Below are 18487 nucleotides of genomic sequence, written 5' to 3'. Positions count from 1 at the left end.
CGTCGAAGGTATCTCAGCAATGCTTGACCCGCCACGCCGCTGCACCTGCCGGCGCGTGCGAGCGCACCTCGACGCGGACCCTCACGCACACCGTGGTCGGGTGCGCCCTAGTACGTTGCTACTGCAATCTGGGAACGGGGTGCAGGAAGCGGCTCGTGGGGCTTGGAATCCCAGGGCTCGAGCGTTCCATCCGGCAAAATCTTCGCGGAGAGAACCTCGGCAAGACGGCCCGTTTTCCCACGTCCACCCAGGACATAGAGACGTCCCCGGGCGATGAAGCAACCCGCGTCCGCGCGCCCGCCCGGCAGGGTTGCGGTGCCTTGCCAATTGGAGAGCTGGCCGTTGTTCTCATCGATGCGCGCCGTCATGACCGCATCCGACGTGCCGATGCTCTCACCGCCGATGACGTAGAGCGTCCCCTCGCCTGCGCATGCCGTGAAGTCTTTGACGTTGCGCGGCTTTTGCGTGGCCGGATCCTGCATGGCCGTGGTGGCCGCGAAGGGCTCGAGGCCATTGCCGATGGTCGCGACCTCCACGGAGGGGCTGCCCGAGAGCGCGTCGTCGGACACGCCGCCCACGGCGTAGAGGAACTTTTTGTACACGACGGGTACGATGCCGGAGCGCCCCTTCGGGAGCTTCTGCACCGTGGCGCGTTTGCCGAAGGTCTTCGCGGACTCGTCGAAGGGCATGAACCCCACGTCGGGGTAATACGAGCTGACGAACGATGCATCGGCGACGAAGAGGTTCGTTCCGCCGAGGGTGAGCAGCCCGCCCGGCAAGAGCACGAGGCCTTGATCGCGGTACGTGGGGATGTCGACCGCCGTGCCCGTCCACGCGGGCCCCAGGCCTTGATCCGTGGCGGCGATCCACGCGACGCCGCGCTGCTGCAGCCGGGGCTTGTTGTCGATCTCGCCCACCACCTGCGGCTTGGCGATCACGTACACGTTGCCGCCCTGAACCACCGCCTGACGCGCGTACCCGGTGAAGGGGGCCGAAGGCGCGGCCGTCCAACCGGTGATGGAGCCGTAGCCGTCGAGGTTTGCCACCCAAACGTCCGAGGTGGCGATGGTCGTGAGCTCGCCCGGATCGAGCCTGTCGCGCTCGCCCGCGATGACCACCACGCGGCGAGCTTGGCCCGCCGGCACCTCGGGGGGCGCGCGAAGGCCGCTCGTGTAGTCGCCCGGCGAGGCGGTGAGCGAGCAGTGGGCGGTGAACGCCGCGAGCCCGATCGCGCTGGCCAGCGCCGACAGACCGAGGGGGAGCTTGAACCGGAGAGCTTTCGTGTGCGCCATCAGAAAATCACCGCCGCGAGTCCGCCGCGCGGGCTTGGAAGCTTGCCGACCTCACGCCATGTGCCCGAGGGCCCGCCCGCAGGGACGTCCAGCGCAAAGATGGTGTCGACGGTCTGAAGGCGCGCGCCGCCTTCCCCGGAGGTCTCCTGGATGCCGCCGAAGTAATAAATCTTGTCCTTGTAGAAGAGCCCGGCCCCGAGCGCGAGCTTCCTGGGCAGCGCCGGTCCCTCGGTCCACGGGCCGATGGTGCCGTCGTCGCCGAAGGTGGCGAAGTGCACTTTCTCGGTGGGGTGATCGTCGAGCACGCCGCCCAGAACGAAGATCCTGCCCGAGCCGATCGCGACCTCGGGAACGCGGGGGGCGATGGGCAGGGCGCTGGCCGCCTTCGAGGGGCCCAAGGTGCCGCCTTCGCCGATGCGGAAGACGTCGACATCGCCCAGGTAGCCGGTGTCGTCGCGTCCGCCGACGGCCAGGAGAAAATCTTTGTGAACGAACAACTGCGACTGCCCGCGCGCCTTCGACAAGGTGATGCCGTCGCGCACCGCCGGGCGGCCGATGGTGCGGCCGTTCATGTCGACGGGCGTGGTGAAGACCTTGCCGGTCCACACCGGCGTCTTGCCGCCGTCCTCCAGGGCGACCGACTCCGTTCCGCCCATGGATACGAGCAGCGAGGGGCGCACGAGCAGGTTCGACGAGGACTCGGGGACCGATCCATCGGGCTTGAGCACCGACCAATCCGCGGTGAGCGCGCCGCTCGAGGGGTCGATGGGCGCAAAGGCGACCTTCAACCCTTCGACCGGGCTGTTGCCAGACGTCATGATCTTGCCGTCCTGGAGCAGCAGCTGCGCATAGCGGTTCACGGAGAGCGGCGGGGCGCGGTCGGCGTAGAAGCCATTGATCGTCCCGTCCGCCTGCACCAGGCCTTGCACCGTCTCCCGAACGAAGAGGTACGAGCCGCTCTCCTCGGCAAAGTACGGATCGCGTTGCCCGCCGAGAAGCAGAACCCGCGCGCCGCCCGGCGGCACGGACGGGGGTGGAACGCGGGACGAAGCATCGCTATCGCCTTGCGCGTACTCACCCGGGGAAACGGAGAGCGAACAGGCCGCCAAAATCGAGAGCACCAGGGAGCAACCCGCCACGATGCTACGTGTAACCGTGGCGCGTCGTGACGTCCGCTGACCCACAGCCGACGTAAACATGCGCGGGACCATAGCATCCCACTCGTCCAAACGAGCCCCAAAACGTGTCCGTCAAACAGCGCCAGAAGCGGCGCGATCATTCCTTATACGTCACCTCGCGGCGCCCGACCGCACACGCCCCCGCTCCACGCGCACGACGCAACCGACCGCACGCCTTCATTCTCTCCCACTCGCCCCCGCACGCCCGCGACGCAACCGACCGCACGCCTTCGTTCTCTCCCGCTCGCCCCCGCACGCCCGCTCCACGCGCGCGACGCAGACCGACCGCACGCCTTCGTTCTCTCCCACTCGCCCCCGCACGCGCACGACGCAACCGACCGCACGCCTTCGTTCTCTCCCGCTCGCCCCCGCACGCCCGCTCTCACGCGCGCGACGCAACCGACCGCACGCCTTCGTTCTCTCCCGCTCGCCCCCGCACGCCCGCTCCACGCGCGCGACGCAACCGACCGCACGCCTTCGTTCTCTCCCGCTCGGCCGCGCGCACCCGCTATACGCGCGCGACGCAGAAGTTCCGAACGAAGTTTCGGAGCGTGCGACCGTTCTCGGGTGTAGGCCGTACGTTGCGCAAGATGGCACCTGCGTCGAGGCCTTCGCTCTCGATGATCGCGTAGCGCGCTTCCACGTATCCACGGATCACGACGTCGTCCATTTCGGGGTGATGCTGAACCCCGCGCACATATGGACCGACCGAAAAAATGGTGTTCGGCTCCAGCTCGGTCGATGCAAGCACACGCGCGCCGGGCGGCAAGCGCACCACCGAATCGGAGTGCGTCGCTTGAACGTCGAACACGCGCGGCTGGCCTTCGAGGATTGGATCGCCCTCGCTCACCTCGAGGCGAACGGTCCCAATCTCGCGGCCGCGCGGGTTCTTTGCCACCTCGCCGCCCAGCGCTTGCCCTATGAGCTGATGTCCGAAGCAAATGCCGAGCAGCGGAACCTCGGCGGCCGCGATGCGGCGCACGTATTCTTCCGTGCGAAGCATCCACGGAGCGCGCTCGGTGACGCTGCTGGGCGAGCCGGTGATGATGAAACCGGTGGCGCTTCTGGGGTCCGGCAGATCCACATCGGGCAGGCGAACGTCGACCAACTCCCACCCGTAAGACCACGTATCACCTACGGTCCTGGTGATGTAGTCGAAGAACTGACCGCATTTTTCGGCGACGGATGGAATGGCGTCGCCGGTTCGAAGGACGATGATTCTCGCGCTGGACACGGTGGAAGTCGTTTAGAGTCTGACTACCTTTGCGGTCCAGTGCAAATATGCGGGTCTCTTCGGTGCCGCTCCGCCGATTTGACTCTGTCTCGCTCGTCTCGTTCAAGCTTTCCTGAGATCGCCCGTTTTATGCCACACCTTTATTTGGTTTCACCTTCGCACTATTTGGCTGACGGGAGGCTGGTCAAGACCACGCGTTACTGGACGAGCGGTCTCACCATGCCCACGCTCAAGGCCCTCGCGCCGCGGGATTGGAAGGTCGACATCGTCGATGAGCTGATGGCCGACGTCGACCTGGACCATCCTGCGGATGTGGTCGCTATCGGGGCCATGGGGCCCCAGATTGCCCGCGCCTACGACTTGGCGGACGCGTTTCGAGCGCGCGGCAAAAAAGTCGTGCTCGGCGGCCCCTGGGTTTCGCTGGCGCCGCACGAGCGCTCCTTGGCCCACGCCGATGCCATCGTGGTGGGTGAAGCGGAGACCGTGTTCGCGCGCGCGCTCGCGGATCTGGCGGCCGGCAGGAGCGCAGGGGTCTACCGCGCGGGGGAGTTCGTGCGCATGGGCAAGACGCTCGCGCGCCCCAAGCACGACGACCGCACCATCGCCGAGGCCCCGCACCCCGACATTTACCAGAACATCGACTACCGCGATCTCCAGCTCATTCGCTGGGACAAGTGGAAGACCAGCCCCTTTTACCGCCTGTACTTCCACTGGCCGCTGGTCTTCAGCCGAGGCTGCCCGCACCCTTGCAACTACTGCGCTGTGCAAGCGTTCTACAAGCGCAGCTACCGCACGCGAAACATCGATGCGGTCATCGACAACGTGCGGCACATCAAGGCGCTGGGCGGGCGGAACCTGCTCTTTCTCGACGACAACCCCATCGCCGACGTCGACGCCGCCAAGGAGCTCTTTGCGCGGCTCATCCCGGAGAAGATCAAGTGGACCAGCCAGTGCACCATCGAGATCGCGCGCGACCGCGAGCTGCTCGATCTGGCGGCGCGCTCGGGCTGCGTGGCGCTCTCCATCGGGCTCGAATCGAACGAAGAGCCGGTGCTCGACTCGCTCAAAAAGCGCTTCAACCGCGCGCCGCGTTATGCGGAGGATCTGGCCGCCCTGCGGGAGCACGGCATCCAGGTCATCGCTCTGATGATGTTCGGAATGGATGGACAGCGGGCGGGTGTATTCGACGAAACCCTGAAATTCCTGGTCGATCAGAAAGTCTCGCTCGTGAAATTCTTCACGCCGGCGCCTTACCCCGGCACGGCGTATCATGAAGAGATGCGCCAGGCAGGACGCATCCTGAACGAGGACTGGGGGCGCTACGACTATGGCTCGCTGCTGGTCCAGCCCACGGGGATGGACGCGGCCACCCTGCGAAGCGGTTTCGACCGCACCTACAAACACTTCTACGGACTGCCGGCCATCGCCAAGCGCATGCTGGCCCTGCCGCGCAGAAACCGCCGGGAACACGCGGCGTACCTCGTCGCAAACCTGAAAACGTGGCATTTTTTGAAGAAGAATCCTTCGGCGTGGGGCACCATCTCTTGAGACGGGACCGTGAGAGAAAAACAGCGTGACTGAAGCGCGTCTTTCCACAAGCATCCCTGTTATCTCGGGCGCCGCGGGCGGCGCGCCTTCGGCAACCAAGTCGGCCGCCGCGAGCGGGGTACCTCCCGCAGACAAATCGGACCCCGCGGGCAGCAGCTTGGCGCGCACGGCGCGAACGAGCACCCCCGAAAACTTGGCGGAGCAGCTCGTGCTCCCGCTGGACGATTTTCTCGCGCGCCCCTCGTCCCCCGGCATCGCCCGCACGCGGCGCGTCTTCGCCAACCGCGATCTGCGCATGAGCGGCATCACCTGGGTGGGGTTCGATATGGACTACACCCTGGCGATCTACGATCAGCCGCAGATGGATCGGCTCTCGATCGACGCCACCGTCGACAAGCTGGTCCGCCGCGGCTACCCGCACTTCATCGTGGACGCGCCGCAGGAGGTCGACTTCGCGGTGCGCGGTCTTTTGATCGACAAGCGCTTCGGGCACATCCTCAAGATGGACCGCTACAAGCACGTGTCGAAGGGCTACCACGGCTTCCGCCAGCTCACGAAGGACGAGCTGCGGGCCCTCTACCACGCCAAGAAGCTCCGCCCGGCCACCCCGCGCTACCACTGGATCGATACGCTCTATGCGCTGAGCGAGGTGTCGCTCTACGCGGCCCTGGTCGATGCGCTGGAGAAGCGCGGGCAGGCGGTGGACTACGCCAAGCTGTTCACCGATATCCGCGAGTGCATCGACGAGGCGCACCGCGATGGAACGATCCTCGACGCGGTGGTGAGCGATCTCCCGCGCTTCGTGCGGCGCGATCCCGATCTGGCGCTCACCCTGCACAAGCTGCGGAGCGCCGGCAAGAAGCTCTTTTTGCTGACCAACTCGCGCTGGTCGTACACCGAGAAGATGATGACGTACCTGCTCGGCGGCGCGATGCTCGAGTATCCCTCGTGGAGGAACTATTTCGATATCGTGGTGGTGGCCGCCACCAAGCCGGCGTTCTTCCAGGAGCGGCGGCCGTTGCTCGAGCGCGTCTTCTCCGACGGCGAGGGCCACGTGCGCCCCGCCACCTTTCCGCTCGAGCGCGGCAAGGTCTACGAGGGCGGCAACCTGCACGACTTCGAGCGCGCGCTGGGGGTGAGCGGCGATCAAGTGCTGTACGTGGGCGATCACATCTACGGCGACATCCTCCGCTCCAAGAAGGAGAGCGTGTGGCGCACGGCGATGATCATCCAGGAGCTCGAGACCGAGGTGGCCGCGCACCAAGCGTGCGCCGACGACTTCGATCAATCCATGAACCTGGAGGACGCGCGCGAGCACCTAGAGGACGATCTGCGCTTCTACCAGGCGCGCTACAAAGAGCTGGCGCGCGCCATCGAGCACGGCGAGGGCAAGAACGGCGACGCCAAGACCAACGGCGCGCGGGTGGCCGAGCTGGAGGCGGAGCGCGGGAGGGTGAAGCGCTCGGTGGAGCGGGTGCGCGGGCGGCTCCGGACGGTGGAGGCGGAGCTCTTGGCGCTCGAGCGAAGGATCGACTCGCGCTTTCATCCCTTCTGGGGCTCGCTGCTGAAGGAGGCGAGCGAAGAGTCCAGCTTCGGGGCGCAGGTCGAAGAGTACGCGTGCGTGTACACCTCGCGCGTGTCGAACCTCTTGGCCTACTCGCCGCAACAGCACTACCGCGGCGCGCGCGACGTGATGGCGCACGAGCAGGGCGCGTAATGCCATGCCGCCTACGCCGTCGCGTTTGGCGCGCTCTCGCGTTCTCCGGCGTGGAAGGCGGCTCGGGCGCTACGAGCTCTTGGCGCCCGTCGGCGAAGGAGGCATGGCGTCGGTGTGGCTGGCGCGCGCGCACGGATCGCGGGGCACCGGGAAGCTGGTCGCGCTGAAGACGATCAAGGCGTCGCTGGCGGACGATGCCCTGTTCGAGCGGTGGTTTCTGGACGAGGCGCGCATCGCGCAGCGGATCTTCCACTCCAACGTGGCGGCGACCCTGGACCTGGGCGAGGAGGACGGCACGCTCTTTCTGGTGATGGAGTGGATCGACGGCGATGCGCTGGGGCGGGTGCGCCGGGCCTACCAACGCGCCACGGGCGAGCCGCTTCCGGCGCCCATCGCCCTCCGCATCGTGGCCGATATGTGCAAGGGCCTGCACGCGGCGCACGAGCTCACCGACGAGCACGGCGAGGATCTCCACGTGGTGCACCGCGACGTATCGCCGAACAACGTGCTCGTGACGTCGAGCGGGGCGGTGAAGCTGATCGACTTCGGGATCGCCACCGCACGCGATCGAACGAGCCCCGAGACGACGACCTTGGGGTTCATTCGTGGAAAGACGAACTACCTGGCGCCCGAGCAGATTCACCGCCGCACCCCGCTCGATCGGCGATGCGACATCTGGGGTGCGGGGGTCTGTCTCTACGAGCTGCTCGTCGGGGAGCTGCCGTTTACGGGCCACGATTCGGAGGCGATCCTCGCCAAGATCCTGTCGGCCACGGCGCCGCCATCGTTCGAGGGCGATGCGGGCATCGACGAGATTCTATGCCGATCGCTGGCGCCCTATCCGGAGGACCGGTTTGCCACCGCCGAGGAGATGCAGCGGGCCATCGAGGCGGTCCTCGGGCGAGATGGCGCCTCGGAGATCGCGAGCGAGGCCGATGTGGCGGCGTTTTTGGCGTCGGAGCTCCCAGAGCTCGCTGGCGAGCGGCGCGACCGGCTGGCGGAGGCGTTGGCGCCCTCGGACTCCGATGCAGAGCGGCGCGCGGATCGCGGCTCGCTTCGAGGAAGGCACATGGCGGCGGCGCTTGCCGCGACCTTGCTCGCGGGGGGCGCGGCGGCGGCGATGATCCTTCGGCCGCCGCGAACGGCGGTTTCGTCCGTGGCGGTTTCGTCCGCGGCGGCCCTGCGCGCGAGCGAACCGCAGACGGTGGTTTCATCCGATACCGCGGCGCACGGATCGCCGCCGGAGGCTTCGCCTGCCGGCGTCTTGGCGCACGAAGATGGCGCGGACAAAAAGCCCATCCCGACGAAAAAGCCGACCACGGCGAACCACGCGAACACGGCGAACCACGCGAACACGGCGAACCACGCGAACACGGCGAGCCACGCGAACACGGCGAGCCACTCGAACACGGCGAACCACGCGAACACGGCGAGCTCCGAGAAGAAGAGCGCCACGAAGAACGACAAGGAGCGGGAGCGGGACCTTGGCTTTTAGGCAACGTGGTGGAACCCGCGCGGCGCGCGCGCTTGCATGCCGTCTCGGTCTCGTTGCTTCGCTCCTCGCGACCACCCCTGCCCTGGCGCAGTCCCCTATGGAACGGGAGACGGCTCGCCAGCTGATGCACGACGGCTACGCCTTGCAAGCCAAGGGCGATACCACGGGCGCGCTCGACGCATTTCGTCGCGCGCATGCCATCATGAACGTGCCCACCACCGGCCTCGAGGTCGGCCGCACCTTGGTTGCCCTTGGAAAGATCGTCGAAGCGCGCGATGTCCTCTGGCGGGTGGCGCGCATGAAAGAATCGCCCGATGATCCCCCCGTTTACCGCGCCGCGCGCGACGATGCGCGAGAGCTCACCGAGTCGCTCGCCCCCCGGCTCGCCTCCTTGCGCATCTTGCCGCGCGGCGCCGGTTACACCGTTGCCATCGACGGCACGGAGCTCTCCCCCGCGCTCATCGGCGTCGCCACCAAAGTCGATCCCGGCGAGCACGTGGTCACGGCGCAACGCGATGGACGCCGCGTGGAGCTGCGCGTCAGCGTCGCCGAGAACGAGACGAAGGATGTCCCCATCGCCATCGACGCGCGCGCGCCCGGGAGCTTGGCTCCACCCCCAGCGCAACCGCACAACGACCCCGCGCCGCCCCACCGGGTGAGCTCGCTCGTTTGGGTGGGGTTCATTGGCGCGGGGGCATACATGGTGGCCGGGGGCATCACGGGCGGCCTCGCCATCGCCCGCAAGTCGGAGGCCTCCTCGCACTGCGAGGGCGATCGATGCCTTCCGGCCGCGAAAGACGCGCTCGATAGCTCACGAACCTTCGCCACCATCTCCACGGCCACCTTCATCACCGGCGGCGCCCTCGCGCTCGTCTCGGGTATCTTCTACTTCATCGAAAAGGGCCGCGCCCCGAGCCCGCGTGCGACCGCCGCGGTGCGTCCCTTCGTTGCCCACGATCATGCCGGTGTTTTTGGCTCCTTCTAAACGACGATTCACCGCGTGGGTCCCGTGCATCGCATGCGTCGCGCTCCTCGCGAGCGCAGCCTGCTCCAAGCTGATTGGCCTGGACGATGTCACAATGGTCGATTGCCTAACGTGCAGCGACGCGAGCGCAGACGGCGCACCCCCGAACCATGACGCCGGCGCATGCCCTGCGGGGCGGGGCCCGATCATGGCGCGCGTAGGCGATTTTTGCATTGACACCACAGAGGTCACCAACGCGCAATACGTCCCTTTTCTGCAAGCCGTGACCGCGAACCCGCGGATGGCCGAGCAGCCGGCCGATGTTTGCAGCTGGAATACCGACTTTCAGGTCGCATCCGGCTACCCCAAGCCCGCCGACGGCGATCCCAACGATCCCGTTCGAGGGGTCGATTGGTGCGATGCGTACGCATTTTGCCGATGGGCAAATAAGCGACTTTGCGGGGCGGTGGGCGGTGGTTCCTCGCCTTATTCCAACTTTGCCCAACCTACCGATCAGTGGTACTTCGCGTGTTCGTCGAACGGACGTTATGCATACACCTACGGCGCGGGCTTCGACGAGAAGGCATGCAACGGCGATGGCACCGGCAGGGCGGATGCCAGCGTGGTCAATGTGGCCCAGTCCACGCGCTGCCACCCGCCCGCCTCGCCCTTTGCGTCGCTCTACGACATGACCGGCAATGTTCTCGAGTGGGAAGACTCATGCGAAAGCTCTGCTGTTGATTCGGATTGTTTGACGCGCGGCGGGTGGTTCAAGTCGCCCGAGCCTGCCGCGCTCGCATGCAACAAGAACGGACGACGCAAACGAACTGCATCGGCGGAGGGCGTAGGAATCCGGTGTTGTTCGCCTTAATGATTTAGGATGGAAGACGAATGTCTTCGTACGATGAGACCCTGTCGCGACGTCCCGAAGCCATCGCGCTCGGCATTCCTCCCAAGGGGTTTTACCTGGTGCTGGCCGTTCAATGCGATCGGCCGTTCGATGGAGCCTACCGTTTTCGGCTCGATGATTTGGATGAGGTGCTGATCGGCCGCGGCGTTGCCTTTGCCGCGGATCGCGAGCTCACCGAGGGCCGGCGCACCTTGGCGGTGCGCGTCCCGGATGGGCAGGTCTCCCGCGAGCACGCGCGGATGCTCCGCGCCGGCGAGCGCTGGGTGCTCGAAGACGAAAACTCCAAGAACGGCGTGCTCGTCAATGGTGCGGCCGCGCGCCGCGCATGGCTGAACGACGGCGATTTGTTCGAGATCGGACACACGTTCTTCTTTTACCGCGAGGAGATCGCGCAGACCGAGGACGAGGCGCACCCGGGCGAGCTGCCGAGCGCCCCCGCCATCGCGCCGCCCGAGGGTCTCTCCACGTTGCTGCCATCGTTCGAGCGCGAGCTCGGCAAGCTGGCCAAGGTGGCGCGCACGCCCGTGCCGGTGCTGCTCGAGGGCGAGACCGGCACCGGCAAGGAGCTGATCGCGCGCGGCTACCATCATTTGTCGGGCCGCGCGGGGCCGCTCGTCGCCGTCAACTGCGGCGCGCTGCCGCGGACGCTCCTCGAGGCGGAGTTGTTCGGTCACCGCAAGGGCGCGTTCTCGGGGGCCACCGAGGATCGCGCGGGCCATGTGCGGAGCGCGCACGGGGGCACGCTTTTTTTGGACGAGATCGCGGAGCTGCCGCTGGCCTCGCAGACGGCGTTCTTGCGCGTGCTCCAGGAGCGCGAGGTGGTGCCGGTGGGCTCGACCCGCCCGGTGGCCGTCGACTTTCGCTTGGTCTCGGCCACCCACGGCAACTTGGCCGAGCTGGCGGAGAGAGGCGCCTTTCGCGAGGACCTTTACGCCCGGCTCGCCGGCTTCCACTTGCGCGTTCCGCCGCTGCGGGCGCGCCGCGAGGACATCGGGCTGGTGCTGCCGTCGCTCCTGCGCCGCTCGCTCCCCGAGGGCTCGCGCATGAAGCTGAGCCCCGACGTGGTGCGTGCATTCTTCACGTATCGATGGCCGCACAACATTCGCGAGCTCGAACGCTGCGTGACCACCGCCGCCGCGCTGGCGCACGAGCGCATCGAGCCGGAGCACCTGCCGGAGGCGCTTCGCGCGGAGCTGGTGGTCTCGAAGGAGCTCAACGCGTCACCTTCCGCGCCCTTCGATCCCGCCAAGGACGAGAAGCGCGAGGAGCTCATCACGCTCTTGGGCGAGCACAAAGGGAACATCAGCCGCGTGGCCGAGGCCCTCGCGACGTCCCGCGCGCAAGTGCACCGCTTGCTGGAGCGCTACGGGATCCAGCCCGAGAAATTCCGGCGCTAGCGGCGGCGCGCTTGGCCCACAGCTCGTAGCCCAGGCCGCGGGCGTCGCGCGCGAGCTCGCGGAGCCGCGCGGCGCCATCGGCCGTGCGCCCCGCGGCCAGCGCGAGCTCCCCGGCGACGAGGCGCGCGTCGAGCTCCATCGTCACGAAGCTCAGGCCGCGCGCCGTCGCCGTGACGCCATCGAGCGCCTGGAGCGCGCGATCCACCGCGCGCGGCGTTTCGGCCGCGAGCAAGCGCGCGGACACGATCCGCTGGGCGAGCACGGTATCGGCCTCGACATGGGCGCCCGGGACGTCGTACGAGCGCTCCAGCGCCGCGCGGGCGCGCACGGTGTCGCCCGAGTCCACCAGCGCGCGCGCCCGCAGGACATGGGCGCGCGCGGAGCCTCCCTCCGGCAGATGCGGAGACGCGGCGAGCAGATCCGATACCGCGCGCTCGGCCTCGGCCGCCTGGCCCTGGTCGAGCAAGAGCTCGGCCGCCCGCAGGCGCAAACCAAAGAGCACCGAGGAGGCCGACGCGGACGCGGCCGAGGAGGCCCACGACGCAGCGGGAGCCGCCGCCCTTCGGACGGAGTCCAGCGCGGTGTTCACCCATCGCGCCGCGCCCTCGCCATCGCCTTGGGCGCGGAGCAAGGCGGCGCGCTCGCCCATGGCCTCGGCGGCCAGGTCCGGATCCAAGGTGCGACCCGCGTCCATCACGGCCGAGAGCCGCGCGTGGGCGCCGGCCCGATCGCCGGAGCGAATCAGCGCGCCGGCCATGGCGATGGAGCCTCGCTCGCGGGCCTGGCGCATCTCGCGCGTCTCCCGGTGGCCGGGGCCGCCCATGGCGCGCACGAGATCCGTCCAGTGCTCGAGCAGGACGGCGGCGTCGCGAAAGCGCCCTTCGCGCCAGCGCGCCTGGGCGCGGTACATGGCCGTTTGCGCCTCGGAGCGCTTGTCGCCGAGCTCGTGGTAATCGCGCTCCGTCTCCTCGATGAGGCGCACCGCCGTGTCGAAGTCGCCCTGGTCGAGCCGATCCTTGGCCATCAGACATCGCGCAGCGGCGCGGCTGGCTCGGTCGCCGGCGCGTTCGAAGAGCACGATGGCATCGCGCCATCGATCGCGCGCGGGCTCGCTCTTGCCTTGCTCGAGCAGCGCCCTCCACTCGGTGCGCCTGTCCTCGGCGGCGCGCTGCCATGCCCCGCGTGCCTCGGCGAGCGAGGCCGCTCGGGAGGCCATCATCTCCGCCCTGGGATAGTCGCCCGCGTCGAGCGCGAGCTCCGCCTCCACCTCGTCCATGTCCAAGTTGGCGCCGGAGAGGTTCGGCGCCTCGCGCAGCTTGGCCATGGTGGCGAACACCTCGTCGCGTTCGCCCGCGTTCATCTGCGCGCGCGCCAGCGCGAGGCCGTACTCGACCCGGCTGGGAAAGAACTCGAACAAGGTGCGGTACACCTCGGTCGCCCGATCCCACTCGCCCAACACTTCGCGGTACAACCCTTCGGAGAGGAGCCTCTCCTCGCGCGAGAGCGGCAGCTCCTTGGAGAGCTCGTAGGCCTTTTTTCCCTCTTCGAGCGGGAGCGCGCGCGCTTCGTCGCGGCTGGAGGACGACTCGAGCCCCAAGCGCGCGCGCAGCTCCGTGAGCGCCGTCACGAGCCACGTGGATCCGCGCCGCTTCGCGGGGATCGCAGGCTCCCCCAGGGTCTCGGGCGGATCCACCTTGGCCGTGCGCGGCAAAAGCGCGGCGCGGACGTCGGCCGCGTTCGACTTCGATGCGGCCGCCACCCGGGCGGCCGAAAGAAGCGGAGAGGGCGCGCTCGTGAGATGGTGCGCGAACACCGTGCTCCCGGCCACCAAGGCCACGGCCGAGAACGCGAGCACCCGCCTTTGCCGCGGGCCCGGCGCGCGGCCGCCGAGCGTCTCGCGCCGGTGGCCGAAGAGGGCCGCGTGCAGCGCCAGCGCGCTCGGGAAGCGATCCGAGGGCGCGCGCGCCATGCAGCGCGCCACGATCCCTTCGATATACGGGTCGAGGAGCGGCCGCACGTCGCGGAGGCGGGGCGGCGGCCGCTCGATGCGCGCCAGGGCGGCGCCGAGCGAGGCATCCTTGGCGAAGGGGCGCGCGCCGGCCAGCATTTCGTACATCACCACGCCCAGCGCGTAGATGTCCGTGGCCGGCGAGATGGGGTGCCCCTGGATTTGCTCCGGGGCCATGTAGCCCGGGGTGCCCATCAGGCGATCGGTGCCCGTCGGCTGAAAGGCGCTGTCCGGATCGGGGGCGCGCTTGGCCAGGCCGAAGTCGGTCACCACCGCGCGCACACCGGCGCGCGCGCGGCACACGCTCGGATCGTCGAGCCGCGCGGGCCCCTCCTCGAGGAACACGTTGGCGCTCTTGAAATCGCGGTGCACGATCCCCACCGCGTGCGCCGCGCTGAGCGCGTCGATCATCTGGCGGATGTAGGGGAGCGCTTCGTCGGGCTCCATCGGCCCCGTGCGCCGCAGTCGTTCGGCCAGGGTCTCGCCCTCGAGCAGCTCCATGGTGATGAAGGGGATCCGCGCCGGGGCCAGCCCACGAAAGCGACGGGCGCGCCGCTTCACGTGGAACCCCACGTCGAAGATGCGGCAGACGTTGGGGTGGGTCACCTTGCGCGCAAGGAAGATTTCCCGCTTCAGGTGCTCGAACGCGCGCCCGTCCTCCGCGCGCTCGCGGCGTACCACCTTGAGGGCGATGCTCTCGCGCAGCTCCAGATCTTCGGCCTCGTAGACCTCCCCCATTCCGCCTTTGGCGATGAGCCGGATAATGCGATATCGGAACGCGATGAGCTCGTCGGTCGAAAACGTCGAGTTGCTCGAATTGGACGAGTTGCTCGAGCTGCCCGAAGGCTTCGGACCGCTCGAATCGAACGACGAGGCGGAATCGGCGCGCGACACATCGGCGGTCGCATCCAACGGACATTCGTCGTGCTCGATGCACTCCCTCATGTCAGTCAATCCCACGACCCTCGGAAAGAGCCACGCGACGCGAATGCTACCAGGATGGCGCCATTGCAGTCATGAAGAAGATAACCGCGGCCGGTGTACTTCCCCGACAACCCGCGCCAACGATGCGACCGATCGCGCCAACCGCCGGCACCGACCACCCGGATCCCGTCCCGTGGGGACCGCCCTCACATCCCCTCGATCCGGCCTTTCTTTCGAGCGTTGGCCGCGCGCCGCGCCAGGAACGCATAGCCCTTGGCATGCGCGTCGCGTTCGAGCGCCAGCAGCCGCGCGCGCGCTTCCGCCGTACCGCCGAACTGCAATTCGATCTCCCCGGCCGCCAGCCGCGCCTCGAGCTCCATCGTGAAGTACCCCAAGCTCTGGGCCTGGGCGGCGATCGCCTCCAGCCGCTCGATCGCGGCGCGCGCGTCGCAGGGTGATAGGGCGGTGCGCAAACGCGCGTCGAGGATGCGCGCTCTCAAGGTCAGATCCATGCGCTGGTCGCCGGCGGTCACGTCCTTGGCGCGGTCGACCGCCTCCTTGGCGCGCTCCCGATCCCCGAGCTCGAACAGCGCGTTGGCCCTCAGGTACTGCGCGCGGGCGAGCAGCAAGCTGCTGTTCGTGCGCATGGCGCTCGCGATCTGCTCCGAGGCTGCGCGCTCGGCGGCCTCCGGGGTGCCCATATCGAAGACGAGCGCCGCCGTCGTAAACTCGAGCCAGCGGATGGCGCGGCGGCTGCCCACCCGGCGCGCGAGCTCCAGCGCGCTTTTTCGCACCTGCATCGCGGCCGCCGGATCGCCGCGCTCGCGCAGGATGTCCGCGCGAATGTCGAGGACGAGCGCGGCCACCTCCTGATTGTGCACCGCGCGCGCGGCCTCGAGCGCCATCTCCACCTGCGCGGACGCGCCGTCGAGATCGCCCGATTTGACCAGAGCGTCGGCCACGTACACGAGCCGCTGGGCCAGATCGGGCGCCCCCGTATCGCGCGCGATGGAGACGTACTGCTCGGCCGCGCGGCGCGCCTCGCGGAGCCGGCCTTGCTTCCAGAGGACGCGAAACTCGAAGAAGGCGGCCAGCGCCTGGGTGCGCGTATCGCCCGAGCCGCGCTGCTCGTCCCTCACCTCGCGGTAGATGCGGAGCGCCGCGTCGAAGTCGCCGTCGTCCTCGCGCTCGCGGGCGGACGCGAACACGGCGTCGGCGCGGCTCACGCGATCGCCGGCGCGCTCGTAGAGGGCGATGGCGTCGCGACGGGCCTCGCGGGCGCGCTCGCTCTTGCCCTGGGCGGCGAAGATGTCGGCCAGGGTTTGCTTGTTCCCGGCGGCGCTGTACCAGGCGCCCCGCATCTCCGCCACCATGGCCGCCCGCGCCATGGCGGCCTCCGCGCGCGGAAAATCGGAGACGCTGGTGGCCATCGCGGCCTCCGCTTCGTCGATGCCCAGATCGGCGCCATTTGGATTGGCCAGCTCGCGCAACTTGGCAATGGTGGCAAACGCATCTTCGGGCCTGCCGGAGTTTTGCTGCGCGCGCGCCAGCGCCAGCCCGTATTCGACATTGTTCGGGAAGAACTCGAACAGGGTGCGGTAAACCTCCACCGATTTGTCCCACTCGAACGCCGCGTCGCGGTAGCGCCCCTCGACCAGCAACGTCTCCTCGCGCGGGAGGTGGTCGGAGAGCTCGTACGCCTTCTTCGCCTCCTCCATCGCGCGCCTTCCATATCCCAGCTGCCGAAAGGCCTCGGCCAGCTGCGCGTGCGAGAGCGCATGATCGGGCTCGAGGGCGATCGCCTGCTCGAACCGCTCGCGCGCGACCACCGCGTTCAGGTTGCGCAGCTCGGAGAGCCCTTCGGCGTAGCGGCGCGCGGCCTCCGGCTTGCGCGGGAGCGAGCGCCGCACGCGCCCCTCGTCGGCCATGGCCACGGGGTCCACCCCGAGGTGCGCGCGCAGCTGGCGCCCGACGCCGGCGAACAGCTCCGACATTTGATCGGCGCGACCGCTCTCCGTCGCCGAGGCCACCACCTGCCCGGTGCTCGCCACCTGCACGCGCGCTTGAACGCGCCAGCTCGCCCCGTTCTCGGTGGCCGCCACGTACGAGCCGGTGACCACCAGATCGCACCCCAGGTACTTGCGAACGCGACCGAGCGCATCGATGCCCGCCGTCTCGGGGCCGTCCAGCGCCAGATCCGTCTTCATGCGCGCCACGGCGCCAGGCGGGCTCACGCGCAGGCTCTCGCCGGCCGCCCCCGCGGCGAGCTCCGTGGCCAGCACCTCGGAGAGCGCCGTCGCGACCCAGTTCGACTCCGGCCGCTTCGACAAGTTGGTGAAGCCGAGGATGGCGATCGATCGCCGCCGCGGCACGTCGCTCGGGCTCGGGGCCTGCTCTTTCACCTCGGACGGCGCGTGCAGGCGCAGCACGTCCTGTCCGAGAAATCCATTCACGGCCAAGAGCGCGATGGTCGTGCCGGCGAGCACGGGCCCCGCGAGCTGCCGCCACCTGCGTCGATCGCGCTCGCGCCCCGGCAAGGCGAGCGCGAGCTCCTGCACGCTCGCGAACCGGCCCGCCGGATCGCGCGAGAGACAGCGCAAGACGGCCGCCTCCAAGGCGCGATCGAGCTCCGGACGGAGGGAGCGCGGACGGGGCGGGGTTTGACCGATGCGCAAGATCGCGGCGCCCAGCGAGGCGTCGCCCGGGAACGGGCGCTTGCCCGTGAGCATCTCGTACATCACCACGCCCAGCGCATAGATGTCGGTGGCGGGCGAGACGGGGCCTCCTTCGATCTGCTCCGGCGCCATGTACGCGGGTGTGCCCTGCAGGCGGCCCGTTCCACTTCGCAGAAACTCGGGGCTGTTGCTTCGCACGGTGAGCTTGGCCAGCCCGAAATCGGTCACCACCACGCGCGAGCGGATCCCCTGCCCCGCGCTCGTTCCCACGGGCGCCGGGTAGCTCTCGAGGAACACGTTCGCGCTCTTGAAATCGCGGTGCACGATCCCCGCGGCATGGGCGGCGCCGAGCGCGCCGATCATCTGGTGGATGTACGGGATCGCCTCCGCGGGATCGAGCGGCCCCGTGCGCTTCAAGCGGGCGGCCAAGGTCTCGCCTTGCAAAAGCTCCATGGTGAAGAACGGCGTTCGCTTCTCGCGCCCGTCCCACCCGCGCGCCACCAGGTGAAAGCCCACGTCGAAGATGCGGCACACGTTGGGGTGCGTCACCTTGCGGGCCACGTAAATTTCCCGTTTCAACTGCTCGAACACGTGCAGCTTCTCGGCCCGCTCGCGGCGCACCATCTTGAGGGCGATGCGCTCGCCCAGCTCGAGATCTTCGGCCTCGTAGACCTCGCCCATTCCCCCTTTGGCGATCAGGCGGATGATCCGGTATCGAAAGGCCACCAAATCGTCGGCCGAGAAGGTGCTCTCACCGCGAAAAATGCGCTCGGCCGCGCGAACCTGCGAGCGAAGCTGGGCGCGTTCGGGCTGCACGCGTTCGGTGTCCGTGTGCGCGGCGGGCCCGCTGGGTAGGGCCGGAGATTCGAGCAGCTCGGGACCCCCGTGGGGGCGATGTCGCTGTTGTTCGTCGCGCCTGCTCATGACCCAAGACCGTGCACGTTGGACCATGACAGCACTAGGCCGCAATTCCAGTCCGATTCGTGCTTCAGGCGCCGATCGTACCGTACCAACCGCCGTACCGGCCCGCTGTACCAAGTGTACCGCGCTTTTTGGGTGTCGCAGATACAACATCGGCCGTTTATGACCATACGCAAAACCCCGTTAGCGCACCTGCACACATGCGATCAGGCCTCCCGCACACA

General features: G+C 68.4%; 11 protein-coding genes. 6 read left to right on the top strand and 5 right to left on the bottom strand.

All coding sequences use genetic code 11. The annotated features are described in order from the left end of the window. Nucleotides 1-107: 107 nt before the first annotated feature. The 3 genes from LZC94_08200 to LZC94_08190 all read right to left on the bottom strand — a co-directional run bounded on the left by LZC94_08200 (nt 108) and on the right by LZC94_08190 (nt 3704). Nucleotides 108-1292 carry a hypothetical protein gene (locus LZC94_08200; GenBank protein ID WXB17250.1) on the bottom strand — a complete coding sequence of 395 codons (1185 nt, stop codon included), beginning with the start codon at nt 1290-1292 and terminating at the stop codon, nt 108-110. Beyond that, the gene (locus tag LZC94_08195; protein ID WXB17249.1) at nt 1292-2431 is read right to left on the bottom strand and encodes a hypothetical protein; all 1140 of its coding nucleotides are present in this window, start codon (nt 2429-2431) and stop codon (nt 1292-1294) included. Before LZC94_08195 ends, LZC94_08200 begins: the two co-directional genes overlap by 1 nt. A gap of 547 nt (nt 2432-2978) precedes the next feature. Continuing rightward, nucleotides 2979-3704 (bottom strand): glutamine amidotransferase, encoded by a 726-nt coding sequence (locus LZC94_08190; GenBank protein ID WXB17248.1) that lies wholly within the window; start codon nt 3702-3704, stop codon nt 2979-2981. 219 nt (nt 3705-3923) lie between these two features. On the opposite strand from LZC94_08190, the gene LZC94_08185 reads away from it, so the two are divergent. The 6 genes from LZC94_08185 to LZC94_08160 all read left to right on the top strand — a co-directional run bounded on the left by LZC94_08185 (nt 3924) and on the right by LZC94_08160 (nt 11735). Further along, on the top strand, nt 3924-5252 hold the full coding sequence (locus LZC94_08185) for a radical SAM protein (protein ID WXB17247.1): 1329 nt from the start codon (nt 3924-3926) through the stop codon (nt 5250-5252). Nucleotides 5253-5277: 25 nt separating this feature from the next. Further along, nucleotides 5278-6969, top strand: a complete 1692-nt coding sequence (locus tag LZC94_08180) for an HAD-IG family 5'-nucleotidase (GenBank protein WXB17246.1) — start codon at nt 5278-5280, stop codon at nt 6967-6969. A 25-nt stretch (nt 6970-6994) separates the two neighbouring features. After that, on the top strand, nt 6995-8464 hold the full coding sequence (locus tag LZC94_08175; protein ID WXB17245.1) for a serine/threonine protein kinase: 1470 nt from the start codon (nt 6995-6997) through the stop codon (nt 8462-8464). After that, nucleotides 8454-9449 (top strand): hypothetical protein, encoded by a 996-nt coding sequence (locus LZC94_08170; GenBank protein WXB17244.1) that lies wholly within the window; start codon nt 8454-8456, stop codon nt 9447-9449. Before LZC94_08175 ends, LZC94_08170 begins: the two co-directional genes overlap by 11 nt. 187 nt (nt 9450-9636) lie before the next feature. Beyond that, entirely contained in the window at nt 9637-10299 is a 663-nt protein-coding gene (locus LZC94_08165; protein ID WXB17243.1) for a formylglycine-generating enzyme family protein, read from the top strand. Nucleotides 10300-10319: 20 nt separating this feature from the next. Next, complete coding sequence (locus LZC94_08160) at nt 10320-11735, top strand: sigma-54-dependent Fis family transcriptional regulator (GenBank protein WXB17242.1); 1416 nt, start codon at nt 10320-10322, stop codon at nt 11733-11735. On the opposite strand, the gene LZC94_08155 is transcribed toward LZC94_08160, so the two are convergent. Then, a complete protein-coding gene (locus LZC94_08155; protein WXB17241.1) occupies nt 11641-14688 on the bottom strand; it encodes a protein kinase in 3048 nt (1015 codons plus the stop codon). The two genes, LZC94_08160 and LZC94_08155, sit on opposite strands and share 95 nt — an antisense overlap. Nucleotides 14689-14873: 185 nt before the next feature. Next, a complete protein-coding gene (locus tag LZC94_08150) occupies nt 14874-18266 on the bottom strand; it encodes a protein kinase (protein WXB17240.1) in 3393 nt (1130 codons plus the stop codon). Nucleotides 18267-18487 lie beyond the last annotated feature (221 nt).

This window comes from Sorangiineae bacterium MSr11954 (assembly GCA_037157815.1).
Lineage (GTDB): Bacteria > Myxococcota_A > Polyangia > Polyangiales > Polyangiaceae > Pendulispora > Pendulispora albinea.
The sequence above is the reverse complement of the archived record's forward strand: the minus strand, read 5'-3'. Positions and strand labels throughout refer to the sequence as shown.

What these genes read in the sequence shown, in the direction of transcription:
- LZC94_08200 (WXB17250.1), bottom strand. Translation starts at nt 1,292, where the DNA reads ATGGCGCACACGAAAGCTCTCCGGTTCAAGCTCCCCCTCGGTCTGTCG.
- LZC94_08185 (WXB17247.1), top strand. Translation starts at nt 3,924, where the DNA reads ATGCCCACGCTCAAGGCCCTCGCGCCGCGGGATTGGAAGGTCGACATC.
- LZC94_08165 (WXB17243.1), top strand. Translation starts at nt 9,637, where the DNA reads ATGGCGCGCGTAGGCGATTTTTGCATTGACACCACAGAGGTCACCAAC.
- LZC94_08160 (WXB17242.1), top strand. Translation starts at nt 10,320, where the DNA reads ATGTCTTCGTACGATGAGACCCTGTCGCGACGTCCCGAAGCCATCGCG.
- LZC94_08155 (WXB17241.1), bottom strand. Translation starts at nt 14,688, where the DNA reads ATGAGGGAGTGCATCGAGCACGACGAATGTCCGTTGGATGCGACCGCC.
- LZC94_08150 (WXB17240.1), bottom strand. Translation starts at nt 18,266, where the DNA reads ATGAGCAGGCGCGACGAACAACAGCGACATCGCCCCCACGGGGGTCCC.